Raw genomic sequence first — 22,391 nt, 5'->3', positions numbered from 1 at the left:
TATTGGCCTCTTCTTGTCTCGATTTCAATTACATCTAGTTTAACATAAAATCCCCTAGCTTGGGCAAAAGCGACCCGATTCAACGCAAAAATTGGCAAAAAAATTAGAAAATGCACATCAAAAAAAGAAAAAGCCCAAGCCTGAAACGACTTGGGCTGAAAATAAAAATCAGACTTAGAATATTCTAAGTCTGATTTGATAGGCGTTCATTAAAATTAACGTTCAACCTTAACAGTTGTTTCAGTTGTTGCTGCTGTACGTTCCTGAACCAAGACAGAACCTTGTTCCAAGGCCTGCTTTGCTTGGTCAGCCAACTTAGCAAAAGTATCAAAGTCAGATACGGCCAAATCAGCCAACATCTTACGGTTCAATTCGACACCAGCCATGTTCAAACCGTGCATCAACTTTGAGTATGACAAACCATTCATCCGGGCTGCCGCGTTAATCCGAGCAATCCACAACTTACGGAAGTCGCGCTTGCGGTTCTTACGATCACGGTAAGCGTACAAGTATGACTTGTAGACTTGTTGCTTAGCAACCTTATAATTGATGCGACGTTGGCCACGGTAACCCTTAGCCAACTTAATAAACTTTTTGCGACGTGCGCGTGAAACTGTACCACCCTTAACTCGCATGGGTAATTCCTCCTAAATAGTATTAATTAAACGACCCTTTAAATTAGAGGGTAGACAACAACTTGGCGTACTTCTTGATGGTTGTCTTATTCATCATCCGAGTACCACGTAATTGACGACGTTGCTTCTTTGTCTTACCGTGGAAACGGTGTGATGTGTAAGCTGAGGCTGACTTAAAGCCACCCTTAGCTGTCTTCTTGAAACGCTTTGCTGAAGCGCGGTGAGTCTTCATCTTGGGCATGAGTCCATATTCTCCTATCGTTTTTCAAGTATCTAGCGACCGTCAAAATGAATCGTGCTTAACCCTTTTTAGGAGCTAAGACCAAAAACATCTGGCGACCATCCATCTTAGCACGTTGTTCAACCTTGGCAATATCGTCCAATTCGTTGGCCATTCGTTCTAAGACTTCGCGTCCAATATCTTGGTGAGTAATCATCCGGCCACGGAAACGCAAGTTCAACTTCACCTTGTTTCCCTTTTCAAGGAACTTAATGGCAGCTTTCTTCCGCGTTTCGAAATCACCAGAATCAATCACTGGTGACATCCGGACTTCCTTCACCTGGACAACCTTTTGGTTCTTGCGTTGTTCTTTTTGACGCTTTTGCGCTTCGAACTTGGCCTTTCCCCAATCCATGATTTTGGCAACAGGTGGTACAGCATTGGCCTGGACAAGCACCAAATCTTGTCCCAAGTCATCGGCAATGTTTTGTGCATCACGCGTTGACATTTCCTCTTGCTTACCGTCATGAATTAATAGAACCCGACTTGCTCGGATATTATCGTTGACTAAATCAACTTGTCGTGGTTGACGTGCTATGGCTAGGTACCTCCAAAAATTTTGTTGTGAACAACGAAGAAAAAAATGGGCAAACCGAAGTTCACCCACTTTACCTGACTGTACAAAAAGTACAACGTGTATCTGCCTAGCAACAGCAATCGTCACGAGGCGAGAAGCGGGTGCTCCTACTTGTTCAACAATCAATACTATACGCACTTTTCATCTTTAAGTCAAGACTTTTCTAATTTTTATTCAAGCTCAATCGTGCTGGCTACCTTCAACAGCCAAATTAGCCAATAAGCGATCACCAAAGTGATAAACAACTAAAATCGCAAACTGAGCAGCCGCAAAAAGCAGGACAAAGGCAACCATGTGGGCCGAAACGGCATCCTGTGTATTGGCCAGTACAAACTTAAAGTTTGTAAAGACATCCCAAGAATTTAGCCGCAAGAACCGTCCCAGATAAATACCAATGGACGACACCAGTGAAACAATGGCCAAAAGCACCAAGACGGTTAACCCGCTTCTTTTAATAAAGAACTTTTGAATTAGTAATTCCAATGAAAGAATGCCTAGATAAACACCAATAAAAATCCCAGCTGATAAAACTGAATAATTAAAATACTGATAACGAACGTCCAATGAATCGCTAATATATTGCAAATGAATAAAATCCGTGATCATATACATGGTATTTGGGAAAAACAACAACCAGAGAAAGGAAAAAAATGCTTGTAGCAGCTTCGATTTAAAAATGAGCACCAACAAGGCGAAGTCCAATGGCAACAAAGCCAAAAAGACGTTCCACATTAAGAAGTCAAAATGGGTTGGCGTCACTAAAACGAACAAAATAAAGGCCAAGACGACCAGGTGAACAACTAGCATATTCATTACATTTCGTTTCGTCATCGCGTTTTTGTACCCCATTACATTCGTTTGACTCCCCCTTTAAACGCCAAGAGAAGAGATAATTTAATATCATCTATTTTAACAGAACTAAGGCCGTTCGTTAAGCCTTTTTAGCCGATTATTTCAAAGATTTTACAAGGAAAAAAGATTCCACCAGTTGACATTCCCTTATAAATTAGATAAACTTAACAGGTTGATAAATTGAACCGAAAGGAGGTGCCAGCATGGCTACCCCATCAAACAAAAATTCTAAGTCTCACAAGCGTAACCGCCGCGGACACATCGGTTTGAATGTGCCAAACATTGTTTTGGACAAGACTACTGGTGAATACCGCGTTGCTCATCGCGTCTCTCCATCAGGGATGTACAACGGTAAGCAAGTGACCGAAAATAAGTAAGTTTTAAAAACCTCACTCTGTGTAGTGAGGTTTTTTTGTGACCAAATCAGTGCCCAATTCCTTGCTTTCATCACTTTTTCGATGCTGATTTCGTTATAATAGAACTGATACCCCTTTGAAGGAGGAAAGACAATGCCCCTTGATGGCCTCTTTGTCCATTCGTTGGCCAAAGAATTAAATGAACAACTCGCTGGTGGCCGTATTACGAAAATTCACCAGCCTTACCCGAACGAGATCATAATGGTCGTTCGCAATAATGGTCAGAACTATCCGGTCTTGCTTTCGGCTAACCCAGCCTATGCCAGAGCCCAAGTGACTCGAATTCCCTATCAGAATCCGGCTACGCCGCCCAATTTTGCGATGTTCTTGCGTCGTAACTTAGAAGGAGCCCGGTTAAGTTCGGTTGCACAGGTAGAAAATGACCGAATTCTTCACTTCTCGATTAGTACACACGATGAACTGGGCGATGATCAAACACTGATTTTAACGCTTGAAATGATGGGTCGGCATTCAAACCTCTTTTTAGTTCGAGAAAAAGATCAGCGCATTTTGGAACTAATCAAACACGTCCCAGCTGACCAAAACCGTGTCCGGTCATTGATTCCCGGTGCGACCTATACCCTGCCCCCTGCCCAAAATATGACCAATCCATTTGGCCAAGATTTGACGGCTTTGGCTAAAATTTTACTAGACATGGACAAGGTTGACTGGCCAAAAGCCATTCAGCAAACCTACCAGGGATTTGCCACTCTTTCAGCCAAGAATTTGGCCAAGCATTTGGAAACTGGGGCAAATACCATGCAAACAGCTCAGGACTGGTTGGTTCATTTCGACTCACCACAGCCGACCCTTTATCAAGTAGACAACAAGTATACCTTTGCCGCTTTTGATTGGGATTCTGAACAAGCAGGCCAGCCTTATGATACACTCGGTAATTTATTGGATGCCTACTTCCAGGGTCAGGCGGAAGCCGACCGCGTTAACCAGCAGGCCGGGACCTTAGTTCGCCTGGTTAAAAACGAATTGAAAAAAAATCAAACCAAGGAAAAAAAGCTCCAACAGACCCTGACAGATTCAAAAAATGCTGAAAGCTTTAAGGTCAAGGGCGACTTGCTGATTACTTATCCGCACCTCGTTCATAAAGGCATGCATTCGGTTGAAATCGAAAATTACTATGACAATAACCAGTTGCTGACTATTGACCTCGACCCCCGCTTTGACGGTTTACAAAATGCCAACCGTTATTTCCGTAAGTACCGTAAGCTCCGCTCAGCCAAGGACTATGTCTTAGAGCAGCTGAAAACTACTGCAGCAGAAATTGACTACTTTAATCAAATCGCTAGCCAATTGGCAGTGGCTTCGCCCAAAGACGTTGCTGACATCAAGGTTGAATTGATTGAACAGGGCTACCTACGCGAAAAAGTCAAGATCAAGACCAAGGGAAAACAGACGAAAAAACCAAAACATGTTTTATCTGCTCCCGACCAATTTACGGCTAGTGATGGCACGCTGATTGAGATTGGCAAAAACAATCTCCAAAATGACAAATTGTCCCTAAAAAAGGCTAACCGCCAGAACATCTGGCTGCACGTACAGAAGTTACCTGGTTCTCATGTCATTATCCATTCTGACAATCCATCACAAGAAACCATCGAAGAAGCTGCTAAATTAGCTGCTTATTTCTCAAAGGCCCGCGATTCAGCCAATGTGCCCGTTGATTACTTACCAGCAGGAAAATTGCGGAAGCCAAACGGCGCCAAACCCGGTTACGTTATTTTTGAAGGCCAATCGACTACTTACGTCACACCTGACCCACTTTTAGTGCAAAAATTGAAACATTCGTGATAAAATAGACTTATTCTGAATCATGTAAGGAGTAAGTAATATGCATTTCATCAAAGAATTCAAGGCCTTCATTAATCGTGGTAATATGATTGACCTAGCAATTGGGGTAATCATTGGTGGTGCTTTCTCTGGTTTAGTCAAATCATTGACAACAAACCTGATTAACCCCTTGGTTGGCTTTTTCACTGGTGGGGGAAACGACTTAAACAGTTTAAAGTGGGTTCCCTACAAGCACCTGACATTCAAATATGGCGCCTTTTTGAATGATGTTATCAATTTCTTGATTACAGCCTTTGTTGTTTTTCTTCTGATTAAGATCATCAGCAAGTACATTATTAAGCCAAAGCAAAAACCCGCACCCGCTCCAAGCGATGAATTGCTTGTACTTCAAGACATCAAAAAGATTTTAGCTGATCAACAGCAAACAACCAACGCCCAAACTACAGCAACAGATGGAACTGACTCACAATCCCAATCTGCTAGCAATCAATAAAGTAGATAAAAAAGCCTGTCTTTAAAAGACAGGCTTTTTTATCCGGGTAATTAACGGATTGCCTTCAAAGCATCATCAATCTGACCCAGGACAATTTCTTGATTTTTTGGATCTTCCAAATCATACTGCTGCAAGTTAACCTTAATCTTTGGTGATTGGTCATAAGAGTCAAACCACCCCTGATAAGCTTCCCACATCTTGCGGTAGTAGGCCTTCAATTCATCATTACCATCAAACTGTTCGTAATCCCGGCCACGCTTCTTAATTCGAGCCAAAATTGTCTCAAAATCGGCATCAGCATAAACCATCAAATCGGGCGCCTTCTTCGGCAAAGCATGCAGTTCGTCCATCATGCGCGTCAATAAATTATGATAAACGTCCATTTCCATATCAGAAATATTGCCGTCCTTATGGTTTTCCTCTGTAAAGAGTTCATCTTCATAAATTGACCGATCCAAAACATTGTTATCATCAGCCAACGCCTTTTTAATCATCTCAAAACGACGGTTTAAGAAAAAAATTTGGAGCAAAAAACCATACTGCTTTGGATCCTTGTAATACAGTGGCAAAACCGGATTATCCCCTACTGGTTCAAAAAAGGCCTGCGTTTCAAAATGGTCTGCAATCAAACCAGTCAACGTTGTTTTCCCAACACCAATCATTCCTGCTGTAATAATCACCATACATGCTCCTCTGTTTTGTTGCCATGGCCTTCCCTCATTGCTGAAAAGAAAACCCCAGCTTGCGCTCTTGTGACAAACGGTTGCTTACACCGCATTTAACCAGTTCTTTATGCTGAAACTAGCAGGGCCAGAGCTTTTGAAATCAGCTCCTCTGTCTTGCCCTTTTCGCCGGCCAAGGCCTTCTTGACCTTTTTAATATCCTTTTGGGCATAACCCAAGGCTTCCAAAGCCGCCATGGCATCGGCCAGATTTTGGCTATCACTGGCAACCAAGCGAGCAGAATCTGACAGGTCAAGGCCTAAGCGAAGCTCTTGATCTTGAGCTAAGTTCGCAAAGTCCGCCATTTTCCCCTTCAAATCCAGGATAATCTGTTGCGCGGTTTTCTTTCCCACCCCGGGAAACTGCGTCAAATAGCCAACTTCATCTTGGTCAATGGCTGCCACCAAGGAAGCTGGGTCTGCACCAGCTAGGATTGCCAAAGCTGATTTAGGCCCAATGCCTGAAACATTTAACAACTTGTTAAACAGTCCCTTTTCCGTCATCGAGGCAAAACCATAAAGGGTTAACTCCGTTTCACGAACAATTTGTTCGACGAAAACTTGGGCTTCCTGGTCAACAGTGTAGTGATAGGAATTCGCCGGAAAAATCTTGTAGCCAATACCATCTTTGCTTTCTAAGACGATATAACCTGGCCAAACCTGGGTAATCACGCCCCGCAAATATTCATACATAATAACTCCTGGATATCTATTTTACCGTAAAGCAGATTACGGAACTAAGTTAATTTTTTGCTTTTTCGTATCAAAATAGCCAACTTCATCATTGCTAGCATCGGCCCAAGATTCAAACTTCATGAACTTAGCATTGGTAATGATACGCTTCGTCGTATCAGGGAAGAGACAGGTAATAATCGTAATTTTTGCCTTATCGTCATCACGGTCATCAGGATTCAAAACAGAGCCATCATTCTCATCAACACCAACCTGACCGGTAATCTGGTAAGTAAAGACCCCATCACCATTAGCCAGGTAGATTGACTGACCATTTAACCAGCTTGAATTTCCCGCTTGACCATTTTGATAATAAGGTGCATTTTGATTAAGTTTCTGTTGTAAAGCCGAAAAGGCTGTATAACCATTATCCCAATTATGAGCAGCTAACGTATAGTTTCCCTGTCCCATTGTTGGTACAGGGGTACCTTTTTGTGCCGTATTAGCCCCTACATTCAAGGCAACGGCTGAATAGGCATTATCGTAAATTGGTAGTAAAATCGATAACTTGGGAATCGCCACAAAGCCTTGCTTTGTTAATCCTTTAGCGCTTTGATCTTGAGCACTAATTTTGCCGGCAATCTGTTGTCGATCATTTTGACTATAAATTTTTGTTTGACCAAACAGCTGTTTTGGCACCGTTTTTACTGGACTTAATGCGGGCTGTGATTCAGCCCAACGATAGCCCAACAAAGCAATTATTCCGATAATTATTAACCAAAGCAGGCGTTGCACCCACTTCCTCATGCGGTCAGTCATTTGGCTGCATCCTCCTGACAGTTTTTCGTTGTCTCATGATACTGATTTTTTTAGTAAAAATCAGCATTAAACCGTTTGACTTAATGCCACTATTATAGCATAAAAACTGATTGGTCTAGCCGGTCCCGTTTGACCTAAAAAACGTAGTTTCAGCACTAAAAAAAAGCAATCATTCGATTGCTTTTAAATGTTGATTAATAAACCAACGGCTCATTTGTACCAATTACTTAGTAAAAATCAATGACTAGTTTTCCCTCTGCTTAAAGGATATTAGCTAAAATAGTCTTCAAAACCCCATCATTGTTGGAATCAGCAACCGCTTCCTCAAACTCGTAAGTAAAGAGTTCAGAATCGGCATTCGGCATCACGAAGGGATGACCAACCAATTGCAACATTTCCAAATCATTCAAGCCATCACCAAAGGCGACCATCTCTTCTGGCGCAATACCTAGCTGATCGCCTAAATCCTTTAAGGCCACACCCTTGTTCACAGCTGGATTGACTAAGTCGACGGCACCATAACCCGAAGTTGTGACGTGGATTGGCAGCTGATGGTTATTAACCGCTTCCATGAAAGGACGTTCAAAGTCTGGTAGATCGACCGTCATCTTCAAAATTGGTTCGTTAATTTCACTCAAATTATCCACAATCTTCAAATCCTGGAAATATTGCTGTGCCTTACGGTCACCATACCCCAAAGCGGCCATTTCTTTCAGCATAAATGCCTGGGTGACGCCAGTAAAGACTAAGCCCATTGAGACTCTGTCGCGATTAGCTAAAACGGTTTCCACAATTGGCTGAAAAACGGCCGGCTCAATTGGGTAAGTCTTCATAATCTCACCCTCTTCAACGACTTCAGCGCCATTGTTAGCAATCAATATAAAGTCCTGGTTAGCCCCAGCAAAGTATTTGGCCACCTTATCTGGATGATTACCTGTTGCGACCACAAAGGTTACATTCTTTTTCTTGGCTAAATCGACCATTACCTGGTAAGCCTGGCGGTCAAAACTCTTGTCCGCTCGTAAAAAGGTGGCGTCTAAATCAGTTGCAATTAGTTTAATCGTCATCATTTTCCTATCTGTAGCTACGTTCCATAACTGGGGTATGTCGCCTCTTTTTCTACCATAGGCAATGACTGCCACCGGTCACCTGCTATCGTATCGTTTCACTAACAACAGGCACTAATTATTTTTTGCCACGCTTCTTCTTTAACTTCTTCATCTTCCGGGCTGCTTGCTTCATGGCAAAATTTTGAACCTTTTGGCCAAAGTTGCCACTTGGCATACCACCACCCATGCCCCCCATCATTTGAGACATGTCCATTCCGGTTTGCCCCATCATGGATTCCATGCCGGAGAAGTTTCCGTTTGAAGCTTGGTTCATCATTTTGCGCATCTGGTCGAATTGCTTAATCATCTTGTTGACTTCCACAATTGGCCGCCCTGCACCCGCTGCCAAACGACGACGGCGAGATGGATTCAACAAGTCGGGATCTTCCCGTTCAGCCTTCGTCATTGAGGAGATAATCGCTTCCATATGGGCAAACTGCTTGTCATCAATTTGCAGGTTCGCTAAAGCTGGATTTCCGGCCATTCCAGGAATCATCTTCAGTAAGTCTTCCATTGGTCCCATGTTTTGAACCTGGTGCAGCTGGTCGATAAAGTCATTGAAGTCAAAAGTGTTCAGGCGCATCTTTTCAAGCTGCTCGGCCTGCTTCTTTTCGTCCACTTCTTGCTGAGCCTTTTCGATAAAGGTCAGCATATCCCCCATGCCCAAAATTCGTGAAGCCATTCGGTCTGGGTAAAATACATCCAGGTCGGTTGGCTTTTCACCTTGACCAACGAATTTGATTGGCTGACCCGTGACATCACGAATTGATAAGGCAGCACCACCACGGGTATCACCATCCAACTTAGTTAAAACGACACCGGTCAAGTGCAACTCGTTGGCAAAGCCTTGGGCCGTTTCAGTTGCGTTCTGTCCGGTCATCGCATCGACCGTCAAGAGCACTTCATCTGGTTGAGCAATCGTTTCGATGTCCTTCAACTCAGCCATCAATTCGGCATCAATTTGCAAACGACCGGCCGTATCAATCAAGACATAATCATTTTTGTTTTCCTTGGCCTGGGCTAACCCAGCCTTGACGATTTCACGTGGATCAACATCTGTCCCCTGTGAAAAGACTGGAACCTCCAAATCTTTTCCCAAGATTTCCAACTGATCAATGGCGGCTGGACGATAAACATCGGCTGCAATCAAAAGTGGACGAGCGTTATTTTCGCGCTTTAACTTATAAGCTAATTTGGCAATGGTGGTCGTTTTACCAGCCCCTTGCAAACCAGCCATCATGATGGTTGTCGGAATCTTTTCTGATTTATTGAGTGGAACCGCTTGGTCCCCCATCAAGGCTGTTAACTCCTCATTAACAATTTTGATAACCTGTTGGGCGCCATTCAGCCCTTCCAGGATTTCTTGGCCCTTCGCCCTTTGGCGAATTTGGTCGATGAACTTCTTCACTGTCGAGTAAGAAACATCGGCTTCCAGTAAGGCTAAACGGATTTCACGAAGAGAGGCCTGTAGGTCTTCTTCTTTAATCTTGCCCTGACCGGTTAGATTTTTCAACGTCTTGGAGAGGCGCTGTGTCAAGTTTTCAAAAGCCATGATTGCTTGGCCGGGCCACTTCGGGACTCCGGCTTCCCCCTTAATTAATTTCTTGGTTAACCAGTTGGTCTAAAATTTGCTTTAAATGTTGATCGTTTTGATAGTGCTCGGCAACGTAATCCAGCAAATCCTGTTCTTGCGCCTGCCGGTGGACTGAATCCTTGTAGAGCCCTAAAACGGCCTCGTAGTGTTCCAAAGAATCAACGCCACGCTTCAAGTTATCCGAAACGGCTTGCCGGCTAACAACTTCGGCCTCGGCAATCTCAATGATGGAATAATCATCCTCAAAATATGCCCGCAAGTAATTTTGTTGCTTAACCGTCAACAACGGTCCATAAAACGGTAATAAAGCATTCACCTGATTTTTTTTGTCTAAATCCATCGCCTAGACCAAGTCCTTGAACATACCATAAACAAAGTCCTCAGCCGAAAAGACGCGTAAATCAGTTGCCTTTTCACCAAAGCCAATCCATTTGACTGGCAAATGTAGGCTGTCACGAATGGCAAAAACAATACCACCTTTAGCTGTCCCATCCATCTTAGTTAAGACAATCCCGGTCACATCAGAAGAGTCCTGGAACAACTTGGCCTGTTGCAAAGCATTTTGCCCCGTCGTTGCATCCAAAACCAGCAGAACCTCTTGTGGGGCATCTGGCAAGACCTTCTTAACAACTCGATTGATCTTGGCTAGCTCTTGCATCAAGTTGACGTTATTTTGTAAGCGACCGGCCGTATCAACGAACAAGACATCATAGTGCTCCTCTTTGGCTCGTTCAACCGCCGTATAGACAACAGAAGCCGGATCGGCCTTTTCAGGCCCAGCCACAACCGGTACATCAGCCCGGTTACCCCATTCCTGCAGTTGCTTCACCGCACCCGCACGGAAGGTATCCGCTGCTGCCAAAAGGACCTTTTTCCCTTCTTTTTGATAGGCTGAAGCTAATTTCCCCACGGTCGTCGTTTTGCCGACACCATTTACTCCAACAAAGAGAATCACGGTTGGTTGACCTGCTGGTGCAAAATGCATGGATTGGTCTTCATTTTGACCTTGAGCATCATATTGTGCCACCATCTGTTCAATAATCAAAGAACGAATTTGGCCCTTATCCTTAATATTTTGCACCTTAACAGCTTCACGAACTTGGTTGGAAATTTGAATTGCCAAATCAAAGCCTAAATCAGCCCCAATTAAGGTATCTTCCAACTCCTCAAAGAAGTTTTCATCAACCGAACGGAAGTTGGCTAAAAAGCGGTTAAATCGGTCAGCAAAGCCCTGACGAGATTGCTTCAAGCCGCGGTCATAGACCGCCTGGTTGGATTGCTCGTCTTGGCCTTGGTCCGCGTTTTGATCTTGCTTTTGCCCTTGGTCCTGACTCTGCTTATGCTCAGCAGTGACAGGTTGATCAAATTCACGTTCGTTGTCACTATCCTCTGTAAGCACTTGAGCAGACTCTTGGTCAGCTTTGTCTTTGTCAGCCCCTGCCGGTCCGGTTGTTTCAGTAGCTGTTTTTGTAGCGGGCTGGTCCTGTTGATCCTCTGTTACTGCCTTTGCTCTTTTCTCGGCCGGCTGATCTTGATTTGCATCAGTTAACTGCTTTTCTGAGTCTCTTACTGTTGACTCAGGTGCTGTCTGCTGACCAACTTCGGCCGACTGATTTTCCTGAGCTTCCTTCTTTTTCTTAAAAATATCAAAAAGTCCCATAGACTACTCTCCTATGTGATTAAGCGAGTTGTTGGTGTGCCTCTTCCAGGTTAACCGCGACCATCTTTGACACCCCTGCTTCTTGCATTGTAACACCATACAAGATTTTAGCAGCAACCATCGTTCCCTTGCGATGCGTGATCGTGATGAATTGGGTATCGCCAGCAAAATTTTTCAAATAAGCCGCAAAACGGTCGACGTTCGCCTCATCCAAGGCTGCCTCAGCCTCATCCAAGACGGCAAATGGTACAGGGCGAACCTGCAAAATCGCAAACAACAACGAAATGGCAGTCAAGGCCTTTTCACCACCAGATAACAACGACATTTGCTGGAATTTTTTGCCAGGCGGTTGCGCCTTAATGTCAATTCCAGTCGTTAGCAAGTGTTCTGGGTCGGTCAACTCAATTTGGGCCTGGCCACCCGCAAACATCTTCGTAAAGACATCTGAGAAATTAGCTGCAATGGCATCAAAGGTTTCCTGAAAACGAATCTGAACCTCTTGGTCCATCTCATCGATTGTATCCTGCAGGGTCTCCTTGGCTGCCTTCAGATCTTCTGCTTGGCTGGTCAAGAAGTCGTGGCGATCTTTAATTTCATCATACTCCTGGATGGCCGCGATGTTCACTGGCCCCAGTGCATCGATGGCCTTCTTGGTCTCAGCCAAGGTTTGGTCAACTTCTTGGTCAGACAAATCAGAAGCAACCACGTCATTCTCTGATTCTACGGTCAGACCATAGGTCTGGCGCAACGTTGCAATTTGCTTAGCCAAGCGTTCTTGGCTACTTTGCAAACGATGATTAGCAGCTGACTGGTCAACAACCTCGTTATTCAACTCTTCTTGGGCCAAGGCAAGTTTTTCTTCCTCTTCCTTGACCGTCGTTGATAATTTGGCCCATTGATCAGCTAACAAATCAGCCTTTTCCTGGGCCGTTGTTAAGGCAGTCGACAAATCAGTGACCGCCTGACTCAGTTCTTCAGCGCTCTTTGCCTGGTCGAGGTTTTCCTGCATCTGCCCAGCCTGCTCTTGCAGTGACAATAAGTGATTTTGCCCCTTTGTCAAAGTTTCGGTCAAGCGGTGCTGATTTTCCTCCTGAGCCGAACGCTGAGCGGAAACCTTCGCGAGTTCTGCCTGGAATTCGGCTTTTTGGCCCTGATAAGCTTGTTGGTCCTTAGTTAACTGGTCCAACTCGGCGGTCAAATCAGCAGTGTTCCCTTCGATTGTCCCCTTCTTATCCTCATTTTCAGTCAATGCCGTTTGGGCCGCTGCCTGTTCCTGTTCAGCGTCCTCTTTAGCAACCTGCAAATCTGCTAGATCCAAAGATAGTGTTTGCACGCTGGTTTGGTGGCGATCAACGGTATCCTTTAAGCTGGCCAATTCATAATCAACTTGCTGCCCCTGGGCAACAAAGTCTCGACTTTGTTGCATCAAGTCCGCCAATTTTTCTTGCCAGGTGTTGACCTGATTTTGGCTTTGATTACGCTTTTCAGCCAGGTCGGCAACCAGCCCCTGTTGCTTGGCTAACGCCGCTTCTTTTTCCTTTAAATCAGCCTGCCGGGACAGAACAGATGGCCCTTGACGAAAGTTAGCACCACCGGTAATAGAACCACCGGCATTGACCAACTGACCGTCCAATGAAACAACTCGCAAACGATTTTGACAAGCCCGAGCAACCTGTGTAGCCGCCGCCAAATCTTCAACAACCAAGGTTGTCCCCAGCAATGAAGAGAGGATATTTTCCATCCCAGCCGGCACGGAAACTAAGTCAGCAGCTAAGCCAATATAGCCATTTTCACGGCTAGCAGCGGCTATGTCACGGGCCTGACGAGGACGAATGGTATCAATCGGCAAAAGGGTTACCCGACCCTTTTTGTTTTTAGTCAGGTAGGCAACAATCGACTTAGCCGTTTGAGTCGTGTCCACTACAATTTGCTGTAACGCCCCACCCAAGACGGTTTCAATCGCCTTCGTGTAGGATTTTGGAACCGTTAACAATTCCGCAACGACGCCCTTGATGCCTGGAAAGTTTTGCCGCACAGCAGGCACCATCAGGTTCTTAACACCCTGATAAAAACCAGCATAATCATCTAATGAAGCTTCTGCCTGATAACGCGACCGCTGCTGATCGAGGGCATAGGCCGCCTCTTGCCAACTTTTTTGTTGATCCTGAGCCGCTACCTTGGCATCTGCTAAAGCATTCTTTGCCTGTGCCACTTGGTCCTCAAAAGGATTTTCACCAGTCGTTTGGTCTGGATGTTCTTTTTGATAAGCTGCCAAGGCACTTTCTGCCGCTTTTAAATCATCCTGGGCCTTTGTCATCGCCGTCTTTTTCAAAGCTAACTGTGCTTCCGTTTGGGCCAAGGCTTTTTCTTGATAAGTCAGCTTATTATGTAAGGAAGCAATCGCTTGCATCGTGGTCACATAAGCATTGCGGTTTTCAGCCAGTTCATTTTGCACTGCATCAATCTTGGTGGCACCATGCTCCTGGTCAATTTGCTTGATAGTCTGTTTTAATGATTGTTCTTGGTCGACTAAGGCCGCCAGTTGCTTTTGTACCTGAGTTAACTCAGCCTGCGTTTTTTCGACTTGAACCTGTTCGTCTTTTTGTTGATCAACTAAATGGGCTAAATCACGAACCAATGTGGCCTGCTCTTGTGAGGCCAGCTTCTGATTCCCAATCAACCGTTCTTTTTCCTGAGCCTTGGCAACAATCTCTGCCTGTAAGTTGTCACGGTCGTGCTGGATAGCCTCTAATTGGCCACGACTTTGACCAAGATTATCCTGAATTAAGCTTACCTGTTTTTGCTGATAAGCAACAGCTTCCTTGGTTTTACCGGCCTCCTGACTTTGTTCAGCCACTTGTCCCTGCAGCAACAAAATCGATCGGGTCAATCGCACCTGGTCTAATTTTTCAAAACTTTCGCGCTTAACCAAATAGTCTTTGGCCTTGAGAGCCTGGTCAGCCAAAGGGTTTAATCGCCCCTCCACTTCAGCAATAATATCATCAACACGGTCCAAGTTATCTTCCGTGGCAGCCAAGTCCTTTTCGGCCTTGTCCTTATTTTGCTTGTACTTATAGACACCAGCGACTTCTTCAATGATTCCCCGTCGTTCTTCCGGCTTCGCTGAAAAAATCTTTTCAACCTGACCTTGGGAAATAATTGAAAAGCCATCCCGACCAAGACCGGTATCCATAAAGAGTTCATGGATATCCTTGAGCCGGCATTCCGTCCCGTTTAATTGATACGAGGATTCTCCTGTCCGGTACAACCTTCGAGTAATTCGAATTTCGGTAAAATCAGAAGCAATATAATGATCAGCATTGTCAAAGGTAATCGAAACTTCCGCCCGGTTTAAGGGTTTGCGGTTCTTTGTTCCACCAAAAATGACATCGGCCATTTTATTGCCTCGCAAATCTTTAGCCGACTGTTCCCCCATCACCCAACGGATGGCTTCAATAATATTTGATTTTCCAGAACCATTTGGACCAACAATCCCAGTCATTCCCTGCTGGAAGTCAATCACGGTTTTATTGGCAAAAGACTTAAAGCCAATAATTTCCAGTGTCTTTAATTTCATGGGCGCTTTGTATACTCTTGTGTGTTATTTGGCGGTTAAATCTTGATAAGCTTTTTGTGCGGCCGCCTTTTCCGCATCCTTGATGGATTGTCCTGACCCATAAGCCAAAGTCTTGCCATCAACCGCAACGAAAACTTCAAAGAGCTGACTGTTATCTTCGTTACGGATTTCATTTTCAATTTGATAAGTAATGTCAACGGACCCCTGAGCTTGCAACTTTTCTTGCAAGCGGGACTTAAAGTCAATAAATTGGTCAAAGAAGTTTTCATCAATGGCTGCAAAGACCGTCTGGTTCAACAAAGAAACGACGGCAGCCTGGCCCTGATCTAAGAACAAGGCGCCAATAAAGGCTTCCCAAATATCCTCCAAAAGTGAAGGACGTGACCGGGCACCATTCATTTCTTCACCTTTACCTAAACGAATGGCCTCGTTCAGGTGGATGACTTGGGCGAAGTGAGCAAAGGACTTTGTTTGAACCATGGTGATTCGCATTTCAGTCAATTGACCTTCATCCCAATCAGGATAGCGCTTAAAGAGGTATTCCGTCACCGTTGCCTGCATGATGGCATCACCCAAAAATTCGAGTCGTTGATAATCCCGGCCCTGTTCCTGAGGATGTTCATTCAAGTAATTGCGTTGGGTCAAAGCCTCTTGCAAAAGGTTTAAGTTATTAAAACTAATTTGAAACTTTTCTCTTAAAAAGTTACTAAAGTCAGATGGTGACAAGGTGTTTTCCTTTCAAAATTCAGTTGTTTTTATTATAACAGATTTTCAGGTCAGCTTTTGTTGCAAAAAAGGACAAAAAACCAAGGATCAGCGCTTTGGCTTACCTTGGTTTTTAACTTTTATTTTTCAGCTTCAACGACTTGAACAATTGAATCAACATAAGCGTTAACCAACTCTTCGGTTTTGGCTTCCGCCATTACTCGCACAATTGATTCCGTCCCAGAAGGACGGACCAGCACCCGGCCGTCACCGGCCATCTGCTTTTCAACCTGGTCAATCTTAGCCAGCAAGACTGGATTTTGCATCATTGCTTGCTTATCTGGCACCTTCACGTTCACTAATTTTTGTGGATATAGCGTTACATCGGCTGCCAATTCAGACAGTGATTGTCCCGTTTCCTTCATCACAAAGAGTAGTTGCAAAGCCGTCAACAAACCATCCCCGGTTTTAGCCCAGTCACGGAAAATAATATGACCAGACTGTTCCCCACCAAGGTTATCATCATCTTCAACCATCTTTTCCATTACGTAGCGATCGCCGACTTGTGTCTGGACAGATTTGATTCCTTGAGCTTCCAATGCTTTATAGAAACCAATGTTAGACATCACAGTTGAGACCACAGTTTGGTGCTTCAAACGACCCTGGTTATTCATAAAACGGGCAGTGATATACATAATTTTATCACCATCGACAATTTCACCGTTTTCATCAACGGCGATTAAACGGTCGCCATCCCCATCAAAGGCCAAACCAGCTGAGAAATCACCTTCTTTAACCATATCAATCAAAGCTTCTGGATGGGTCGAACCAACCTGGTCATTGATATTCAAGCCATCGGGTTCTGTCCCCATCGTCTTGAAATCAGCTCCCAAGTCTGCAAACAGACGTGGCAGAAGGTCAAAGGTTGCCCCATTGGCTCCATCTAAGGCTAACTTAAAGCCAGATAGGTCACTGGGAATCGTCTTTTGTAAGAAGGCCAAATATTTTTGAGCACCTTCTTGATAATGAGAAACAACACCCAGACCCTTAGCACTTGGTCGAGGTAATTGCTCATAGCCATCACCGTCTAAGAGGGTTTCAATTTCGTTCTCAAGTTCATCTGAAAGCTTAAAACCATCTCGACCGAAGAACTTAATCCCGTTATCAGCGGCTGGATTATGTGATGCGGTAATCTGAATTCCAGCATCTGCTTCCAACGCTTCAACCAAGTAAGCAACGGCTGGCGTAGTAATGACGCCCAAATTCAACACGTCAACACCCACAGAAAGCAAGCCAGCAATCAAAGCCTCTTGCAACATTTCAGAAGAAATTCGAGTATCTTGACCAACGATTACAACTGGGCGTCGATCAGGATTATCATTGTGGCGAGTTAAAATTGCCCCACCAGCACGACCGAGTTTCAAGGCCAATTCAGGTTTTAAACCTTCATTGGCAATGCCTCGGACCCCATCTGTTCCAAAGTATTTTAACTGCGATTCTGTCATTTTTTATTTATCTCCACTTATGGTTGGCCAATAATTTCAGCACAAACAAATCAGACCTTACGACTTCGGACTAATTGTCACCTGAACACTTTGATCCGACAGGCTATCAACGCCACTCGGTTTCGTCAGGCTCACGGTCTTGGTCACTTTGCTAGTAATATTGGACAGGTCCAGACTAACAGGCAAAGAATCAATGCTACTTAGTGTATCACTTGAACCAGTAATTGTCACGGCACTTGGGCTGAAGCTAATGTTAAAATTGTCCGTCGAACCGGCACTCGCCTGGCCTACTAAGCTCACTTTCTTAGTCGTCGAAGACGACCCACTCGTACTTGATTGTGAACTGCTACTGGAGCTTGCACTTGAACTCGATCCGGAACTAGAAATTGTCATTGACACTTGTGCTGTTTGTTGCGATAAGGTTACCTGAACAGCGTCGCCATTCTTATCATAAGCCGTCAATTTAGTCGATTGTGTGACGTTCGCTTTCGTACTTTTGTTTAGGGTCACATCGGCACCAACATGATCAACAGCATCCACGTTTTCTTTTGGTCCAGTGATTGTCACCGTCTTTGGATCAACCGTTGTGTTGGTTACCTGGTAGCCAGAAGCAATCTTTGAGTCGTCATATTGAACTTGAACATCTTTCTTAGCAGAATCTTTTTCTGCCAAGGTAACTGTTACAGTCTGAGGACTAGCGGTCGCAGTCAACGACGAGCTGACACCAGTCAAAGCAACATTAACAGTATGTTGTCCAACTCCTAAACCACGCAAGTCAGCCACAGCTTGAATTTCATTATGATTTTGAGCCGCGGTTACTAAGGCTGATGACCCCTGAAGGGTCACTCCAACAGAACTTGGCGCCCCGACAATGACATAATCTGAAGAATTAAATTGTACCGTCAAGGGTGACGTAATCGTTGCCTTTTTTTCTGGCAACAACGATGTATATTGGTTATTATTCGATCCCGAGTAGCTCGGTTTTGTTGACAAAACGTAAGCGGTAATTAAAAGTGCCAACAAAAATGAAAAAGCCACGTTCACGATTTTTGATGAAGTCCACTTACTCATAATTTCTTCCCCCGGAACAATTGTCCCAACAAGGATTTCTTGCTCTTCTTACCAACTGGATCAATCCACTGCTTCTCAAAGAAGTTTAAGTAAGAGTCACGATCCATATTTCGCAATAAGTCTCCCCGCTGAGTAATGGAAATTTCACCAGTTTCTTCTGAAACAACCACTGTGACGGCATCTGTTGCTTCTGAAATTCCAACAGCTGCCCGGTGCCTAGTTCCCAATTCCTTTGGAATTCTCGTTGATTCTGATAGTGGCAGATAGGCAGCAGCCACTGCTACCCGGTCATTATTGATGATAACCGCCCCATCATGCAAAGGCGTGTTGGGAATAAAGATATTAATCAGTAATTGCCCTGTTACCTTGGCATCGAGAGTAATACCAGTCTTAATATACTCTTCTAAGGTATCTTTCCCATTAACCGTAATCAAAGCGCCAATTCGCCGCTTAGACATATATTCCAAAGCCATGTCCAAGCCCTTAATCAATTCGCGAGCCTGTTCATTGTCGATGTGATGGCGACGAACCGTTAGGCGCCGACCCAAATTTTCGAGGCCACGTCGGATTTCTTGTTGGAAAATCACGACCAAAGCGATTGGTGCCCAAGTGATTAACTGATCCATTAACCAAGAAACAACCACCAAACCGGTATACCAAGCGACGACTTTGATTAAGATAATGGCACCAACCCCAAAAAGGATTTGTAATGCGCGGGTTCCTTCAACAAAGGTAATGACCTTATACAACAAGAACCAGATAATCAATACATCTAATAGATGAACCAGATTGCTACTGGTCATGTATGCCCAAATTCCCATTTCTACTCCTCGTTGCGGCCAACCAAGACTCTGGTTTCCGCATAGTTTATTACTTGTCTTAAATTAATACTCGTTTGCCGTGAGATCCGTTTTTGTTCATAGAGTTGCTGGATGAAATCCCGCTCCGCATTTAACGCTTTTAACTCGAGCTCCAATCGCATGCGATCGTCTTCTTCTTGTTGATCAAATGTCGAGATCGCCTTGGTCTTTTCAATTTGAAAACGGTAGATCACAATTAAATTATACGCTTCTTGCCGTAAAACGCGCTGCATGACGGTATCGCCGACTTGTTTTTCTACATATGCTGAGATGGCCGCAATAGCAGCCTTCAGTAGTTCACGAGTAGCATGGTCGGCCTCTTCTTGGACCCGATCATTTTCTTCCTCAGCCAGCCAAATGCGGACCTTAACGGCCAAACGCCGCAACAACCACTTCAAACGCTTATTAGCAAAGAATTCACGAGTTGTTCCCAAATCAGCTTCAATTTGATCAAGGCGTCTATCCTGCAAAGAATAAGTAATCGGCGTAATTTCTTCATCAACTAATAGTTGTTGAAGACGATTACGTTCCGCTTTCAAAGCAACTTCCTGCAACTCCAGGTCTTTCTCGGCCGCAAAATCATGCTGGTCCTGATCTTCATGGAGCTTCCGTCGTAATTGGCGGACCTTTTTTTGCCGACGAGTAATTAGTTCGTGGGCAATTCGCCGATTTTGATTATTTTGGACATCCCGTAATGCTTGAATGCCGATTCGCATAATCCATAGACGGGCCTGATCTTCTGATAAATCAGCCCGGTGGTCCTCCGGCAAAGCCTCATCAACCTCCGTTGCGCCCTCCGGTTGAGTGAAATCGTGCTTCGTTGTCTGCTTTGTCACCAGTGGTAGCATGACAGAAGCCACTACCAAAGAAAAGATGACCACTACCGCCGCGATAAAAATCATTAAATCACGGCCAATAAACATTGTGCCTTTGTTGGTGACTACAGGAATAGTCAAAACCGCAGCCATGGTAACGGCGCCGCGAACCCCCGTCAAGCCCGACACAATAGCTGATTTAAAAGAAACTACTTTCGCCTGATGCCGGAACCTCTGACTGATTTGAATAGCCAAAGCCCACAACACGCGTAAAGAAAAGATAATGAACCAGACAATTAAACCATAAGTCAAGGCCTGGATGTTGGAGATATTGGTGTCTTCTAAGATATTATGCAAGGCGTTTGGCAAGGTAACACCAAGCAAGACAAAGATTAAACCATTTAAGACGTAAACTAAGACCTCCCAAGCATGAACTGAAACAATCGTTGCTTCGGCCGATAAAAGACCAACGTGGCGGTCATTTAAAATTTTGGCAGTGATTCCACCCGTCACAACAGCGATCAAGCCAGAAGCGTGCATGGGGTATTCAGCCACCCAATAAATAATAAAGGGTAGCAAAACTGTAATCACCGTATAGAATACAACATCAGCTAAACCAAAGCGTGAAACAGAATCACGCAACCAGATAATGATGGCCCCAATCACAACGCCGGTCACAATCCCAGCCAGGGTCATCCAAGCAAAGTTTAACAAAGCGTCCGTCAATAAGAAAGTCCCGGCTACTACTGCTTTAATAGCCGTATTAAACGAAACCAACCCGGTCGCATCGTTTACTAGGCTCTCTCCCGTCACCACGTGTAAGAGGTTTTCTGGAAGCTTCACCCGTTTTGCAATCGCTTGAACCGCAACTGGATCCGTTGGTGATAACACAGCTGCCAAGGCTAGTGAACCAGCAATTGGTAGCTCTGGAATCAAAAAGTGAATCAGCCAGCCACCCAAAATCGTGGTCACCAAGACGAGCCAAATGGCATTCATCAAAATTGGTACCCGTAATTTCCACAATTCCCTTTTTGGAAACCGCCAGGCATCGTTAAACAGGATTGGAGCCACAAAAAGCATCATAAACCAGTGGGAATCCACCTCAATATAGGTTCCACCAATCGTTGCCAATAAAAAGCCAATCGCAATTTGAAATAATGAAATTGGGACGGCTGGAACAAAGTGAGAGATGATGCTTGAGATAGCAACACCAATCACTAAGACAATCATTAACTCAATAATATCCATAGGCTACCGGTCTCCTAAAATACGAACTTCAGGTTCCAGGCGAACATGGTACTCCTCAAAAACTTTTGCTTGCACAAGGTGAATTAAGTCTTCGTAGTCGTTACCCGTTCCTTGGTCCACGTTGACCATAAAGCCGGCATGCTTCTTCGAAACTTCAACCCCACCAACACGTGTACCTTGCAATCCGGCATCCATAATCAGCTTACCGGCAAAGTAACCAGTTGGCCGCTTAAAGACGGAACCGTTCGATGGCCATGACAAGGGTTGCTTATTGGCACGGGCCAAGTTAACCTGATCCATTTTCCCTTGGATAGCCTGTTGGTCACCAGGTGCCAAATCAAAGGTTGCTTGAACGATAACCCCGCCATTTTCTTGAAAAACAGAATGGCGGTAACCAAACGCTAATTCATCTTTTGTAAAAGTCCTTAAGCTTAAATCAGGCATCACCGCTAGCACGGAGGAAACGACCATATCGGCTTGTCCACCATAAGCACCGGCGTTCATGAAGACCGCACCACCAACGGATCCAGGAATTCCAGCCGACCATTCCAAACCAGTTAAGGACTTATCGCGAGCTAAGGCAGCCAACCAAATAATGTCACAGCCAGCTTGGGCTAACAATTGATTGTTCTCCTGTCGAACAGCCTTTAGTTCAGTCGTTAATATCACCAAACCTCGCAGTCCACCTGAACGAACGACCAAATTGGACAGTCGACCAAAAACATGAACAGGCAAGCTTTCTTGTTTGGCCCAATCTAGCAAGGCGGTCAACTCAGCTATTGAGGTCGGGATCGCCAAATAATCCGTTACGCCACCGGCTTGGGTGTAGGCGTAAGGTGCAATTTCTTGCTCTTTTTGTATTAAACCTTGGGCAATTTTCATAGTAATCTCCATTAGTATCCTACTTTCTCTATCATACCAAACTTTACTATTTTTATTAGGAAGAAAAAAGACGGCGCAAATGCGTCGTCTTTCT

The 22,391-nt window shown here is 44.5% G+C and carries 21 protein-coding genes and 1 other annotated feature; of the genes, 3 read left to right on the top strand and 18 right to left on the bottom strand.

Features of this window, described 5'->3' with window-relative positions; genetic code table 11:
• Positions 1–215: 215 nt before the first annotated feature.
• The 4 genes from rplT to ACSYSR_RS06025 form a co-directional block, all read right to left on the bottom strand.
• Positions 216–635, bottom strand: a complete 420-nt coding sequence (rplT, locus tag ACSYSR_RS06040; protein ID WP_252773746.1) for a 50S ribosomal protein L20 — start codon at positions 633–635, stop codon at positions 216–218.
• Between the two features lie 43 nt (positions 636–678).
• Positions 679–876, bottom strand: a complete 198-nt coding sequence (gene rpmI / locus ACSYSR_RS06035) for a 50S ribosomal protein L35 (protein WP_047974238.1) — start codon at positions 874–876, stop codon at positions 679–681.
• 58 nt (positions 877–934) lie between these two features.
• Positions 935–1,387: a translation initiation factor IF-3 gene (gene infC / locus ACSYSR_RS06030; protein WP_369795887.1), complete on the bottom strand. Its 453-nt coding sequence runs from the start codon at positions 1,385–1,387 to the stop codon at positions 935–937.
• A gap of 99 nt (positions 1,388–1,486) precedes the next feature.
• Positions 1,487–1,611 (bottom strand) — a sequence feature (ribosomal protein L20 leader region).
• A 61-nt stretch (positions 1,612–1,672) separates the two neighbouring features.
• The gene (locus ACSYSR_RS06025; RefSeq protein WP_252773744.1) at positions 1,673–2,323 is read right to left on the bottom strand and encodes a DUF1361 domain-containing protein; all 651 of its coding nucleotides are present in this window, start codon (positions 2,321–2,323) and stop codon (positions 1,673–1,675) included.
• Between the two features lie 224 nt (positions 2,324–2,547).
• Here ACSYSR_RS06025 and rpmF point away from each other — a divergent pair, with 224 nt between their 5' ends.
• From rpmF to mscL, 3 genes are all read left to right on the top strand, one after another.
• Positions 2,548–2,721, top strand: coding sequence for a 50S ribosomal protein L32 (rpmF, locus tag ACSYSR_RS06020; RefSeq protein ID WP_047974236.1), 174 nt, complete (start codon positions 2,548–2,550; stop codon positions 2,719–2,721).
• Positions 2,722–2,853: 132 nt separating this feature from the next.
• On the top strand, positions 2,854–4,566 hold the full coding sequence (locus tag ACSYSR_RS06015; protein ID WP_489815800.1) for an Rqc2 family fibronectin-binding protein: 1,713 nt from the start codon (positions 2,854–2,856) through the stop codon (positions 4,564–4,566).
• A 40-nt stretch (positions 4,567–4,606) separates the two neighbouring features.
• The gene (mscL, locus tag ACSYSR_RS06010) at positions 4,607–5,059 is read left to right on the top strand and encodes a large conductance mechanosensitive channel protein MscL (protein ID WP_252773742.1); all 453 of its coding nucleotides are present in this window, start codon (positions 4,607–4,609) and stop codon (positions 5,057–5,059) included.
• Positions 5,060–5,109: 50 nt separating this feature from the next.
• On the opposite strand, the gene ACSYSR_RS06005 is transcribed toward mscL, so the two are convergent.
• From ACSYSR_RS06005 to murB, 14 genes are all read right to left on the bottom strand, one after another.
• Complete coding sequence (locus ACSYSR_RS06005) at positions 5,110–5,742, bottom strand: deoxynucleoside kinase (RefSeq protein ID WP_252773741.1); 633 nt, start codon at positions 5,740–5,742, stop codon at positions 5,110–5,112.
• Between the two features lie 107 nt (positions 5,743–5,849).
• On the bottom strand, positions 5,850–6,473 hold the full coding sequence (gene ruvA / locus ACSYSR_RS06000; protein WP_252773740.1) for a Holliday junction branch migration protein RuvA: 624 nt from the start codon (positions 6,471–6,473) through the stop codon (positions 5,850–5,852).
• Between the two features lie 36 nt (positions 6,474–6,509).
• The gene (locus tag ACSYSR_RS05995; RefSeq protein WP_489815801.1) at positions 6,510–7,271 is read right to left on the bottom strand and encodes a class A sortase; all 762 of its coding nucleotides are present in this window, start codon (positions 7,269–7,271) and stop codon (positions 6,510–6,512) included.
• Between the two features lie 260 nt (positions 7,272–7,531).
• Entirely contained in the window at positions 7,532–8,341 is an 810-nt protein-coding gene (locus tag ACSYSR_RS05990; RefSeq protein WP_489815802.1) for an HAD-IIB family hydrolase, read from the bottom strand.
• Between the two features lie 115 nt (positions 8,342–8,456).
• The gene (gene ffh, locus ACSYSR_RS05985; RefSeq protein ID WP_489815803.1) at positions 8,457–9,932 is read right to left on the bottom strand and encodes a signal recognition particle protein; all 1,476 of its coding nucleotides are present in this window, start codon (positions 9,930–9,932) and stop codon (positions 8,457–8,459) included.
• A gap of 40 nt (positions 9,933–9,972) precedes the next feature.
• Complete coding sequence (ylxM, locus tag ACSYSR_RS05980; protein WP_059393500.1) at positions 9,973–10,314, bottom strand: YlxM family DNA-binding protein; 342 nt, start codon at positions 10,312–10,314, stop codon at positions 9,973–9,975.
• Positions 10,315–10,317: 3 nt separating this feature from the next.
• Positions 10,318–11,634 (bottom strand): signal recognition particle-docking protein FtsY, encoded by a 1,317-nt coding sequence (ftsY, locus tag ACSYSR_RS05975; RefSeq protein WP_252773736.1) that lies wholly within the window; start codon positions 11,632–11,634, stop codon positions 10,318–10,320.
• A 19-nt stretch (positions 11,635–11,653) separates the two neighbouring features.
• On the bottom strand, positions 11,654–15,211 hold the full coding sequence (gene smc / locus ACSYSR_RS05970) for a chromosome segregation protein SMC (protein ID WP_489815804.1): 3,558 nt from the start codon (positions 15,209–15,211) through the stop codon (positions 11,654–11,656).
• Positions 15,212–15,235: 24 nt separating this feature from the next.
• Positions 15,236–15,937 carry a ribonuclease III gene (rnc, locus tag ACSYSR_RS05965; RefSeq protein ID WP_489815805.1) on the bottom strand — a complete coding sequence of 234 codons (702 nt, stop codon included), beginning with the start codon at positions 15,935–15,937 and terminating at the stop codon, positions 15,236–15,238.
• A 119-nt stretch (positions 15,938–16,056) separates the two neighbouring features.
• Positions 16,057–17,421 (bottom strand): phosphoglucosamine mutase, encoded by a 1,365-nt coding sequence (glmM, locus tag ACSYSR_RS05960; RefSeq protein WP_252773733.1) that lies wholly within the window; start codon positions 17,419–17,421, stop codon positions 16,057–16,059.
• A 57-nt stretch (positions 17,422–17,478) separates the two neighbouring features.
• Positions 17,479–18,492 (bottom strand): CdaR family protein, encoded by a 1,014-nt coding sequence (locus ACSYSR_RS05955; protein WP_489815806.1) that lies wholly within the window; start codon positions 18,490–18,492, stop codon positions 17,479–17,481.
• Positions 18,489–19,313, bottom strand: coding sequence for a diadenylate cyclase CdaA (gene cdaA / locus ACSYSR_RS05950; RefSeq protein ID WP_489815807.1), 825 nt, complete (start codon positions 19,311–19,313; stop codon positions 18,489–18,491). The genes ACSYSR_RS05955 and cdaA overlap by 4 nt, the downstream gene beginning before the upstream one ends.
• Before the next feature lie 2 nt (positions 19,314–19,315).
• Positions 19,316–21,415 carry a cation:proton antiporter gene (locus tag ACSYSR_RS05945; protein WP_489815808.1) on the bottom strand — a complete coding sequence of 700 codons (2,100 nt, stop codon included), beginning with the start codon at positions 21,413–21,415 and terminating at the stop codon, positions 19,316–19,318.
• A 3-nt stretch (positions 21,416–21,418) separates the two neighbouring features.
• Entirely contained in the window at positions 21,419–22,297 is an 879-nt protein-coding gene (murB, locus tag ACSYSR_RS05940; RefSeq protein ID WP_489815809.1) for a UDP-N-acetylmuramate dehydrogenase, read from the bottom strand.
• Positions 22,298–22,391 lie beyond the last annotated feature (94 nt).

The sequence above is a fragment of the Fructobacillus sp. ESL1096 genome, assembly GCF_058511985.1.
The sequence above is the reverse complement of the archived record's forward strand: the minus strand, read 5'-3'. Positions and strand labels throughout refer to the sequence as shown.

What these genes read in the sequence shown, in the direction of transcription:
- ACSYSR_RS06025 (WP_252773744.1), bottom strand. Translation starts at nt 2,323, where the DNA reads ATGACGAAACGAAATGTAATGAATATGCTAGTTGTTCACCTGGTCGTC.
- rpmF (WP_047974236.1), top strand. Translation starts at nt 2,548, where the DNA reads ATGGCTACCCCATCAAACAAAAATTCTAAGTCTCACAAGCGTAACCGC.
- ACSYSR_RS06005 (WP_252773741.1), bottom strand. Translation starts at nt 5,742, where the DNA reads ATGGTGATTATTACAGCAGGAATGATTGGTGTTGGGAAAACAACGTTG.
- smc (WP_489815804.1), bottom strand. Translation starts at nt 15,211, where the DNA reads ATGAAATTAAAGACACTGGAAATTATTGGCTTTAAGTCTTTTGCCAAT.
- ACSYSR_RS05945 (WP_489815808.1), bottom strand. Translation starts at nt 21,415, where the DNA reads ATGGATATTATTGAGTTAATGATTGTCTTAGTGATTGGTGTTGCTATC.
- murB (WP_489815809.1), bottom strand. Translation starts at nt 22,297, where the DNA reads ATGAAAATTGCCCAAGGTTTAATACAAAAAGAGCAAGAAATTGCACCT.
- ftsY (WP_252773736.1), bottom strand. Translation starts at nt 11,634, where the DNA reads ATGGGACTTTTTGATATTTTTAAGAAAAAGAAGGAAGCTCAGGAAAAT.
- rpmI (WP_047974238.1), bottom strand. Translation starts at nt 876, where the DNA reads ATGCCCAAGATGAAGACTCACCGCGCTTCAGCAAAGCGTTTCAAGAAG.
- mscL (WP_252773742.1), top strand. Translation starts at nt 4,607, where the DNA reads ATGCATTTCATCAAAGAATTCAAGGCCTTCATTAATCGTGGTAATATG.
- rplT (WP_252773746.1), bottom strand. Translation starts at nt 635, where the DNA reads ATGCGAGTTAAGGGTGGTACAGTTTCACGCGCACGTCGCAAAAAGTTT.
- ACSYSR_RS05955 (WP_489815806.1), bottom strand. Translation starts at nt 18,492, where the DNA reads ATGAGTAAGTGGACTTCATCAAAAATCGTGAACGTGGCTTTTTCATTT.
- ACSYSR_RS05990 (WP_489815802.1), bottom strand. Translation starts at nt 8,341, where the DNA reads ATGATGACGATTAAACTAATTGCAACTGATTTAGACGCCACCTTTTTA.
- ylxM (WP_059393500.1), bottom strand. Translation starts at nt 10,314, where the DNA reads ATGGATTTAGACAAAAAAAATCAGGTGAATGCTTTATTACCGTTTTAT.
- cdaA (WP_489815807.1), bottom strand. Translation starts at nt 19,313, where the DNA reads ATGGGAATTTGGGCATACATGACCAGTAGCAATCTGGTTCATCTATTA.
- ffh (WP_489815803.1), bottom strand. Translation starts at nt 9,932, where the DNA reads ATGGCTTTTGAAAACTTGACACAGCGCCTCTCCAAGACGTTGAAAAAT.
- glmM (WP_252773733.1), bottom strand. Translation starts at nt 17,421, where the DNA reads ATGACAGAATCGCAGTTAAAATACTTTGGAACAGATGGGGTCCGAGGC.
- ruvA (WP_252773740.1), bottom strand. Translation starts at nt 6,473, where the DNA reads ATGTATGAATATTTGCGGGGCGTGATTACCCAGGTTTGGCCAGGTTAT.
- ACSYSR_RS06015 (WP_489815800.1), top strand. Translation starts at nt 2,854, where the DNA reads ATGCCCCTTGATGGCCTCTTTGTCCATTCGTTGGCCAAAGAATTAAAT.
- ACSYSR_RS05995 (WP_489815801.1), bottom strand. Translation starts at nt 7,271, where the DNA reads ATGACTGACCGCATGAGGAAGTGGGTGCAACGCCTGCTTTGGTTAATA.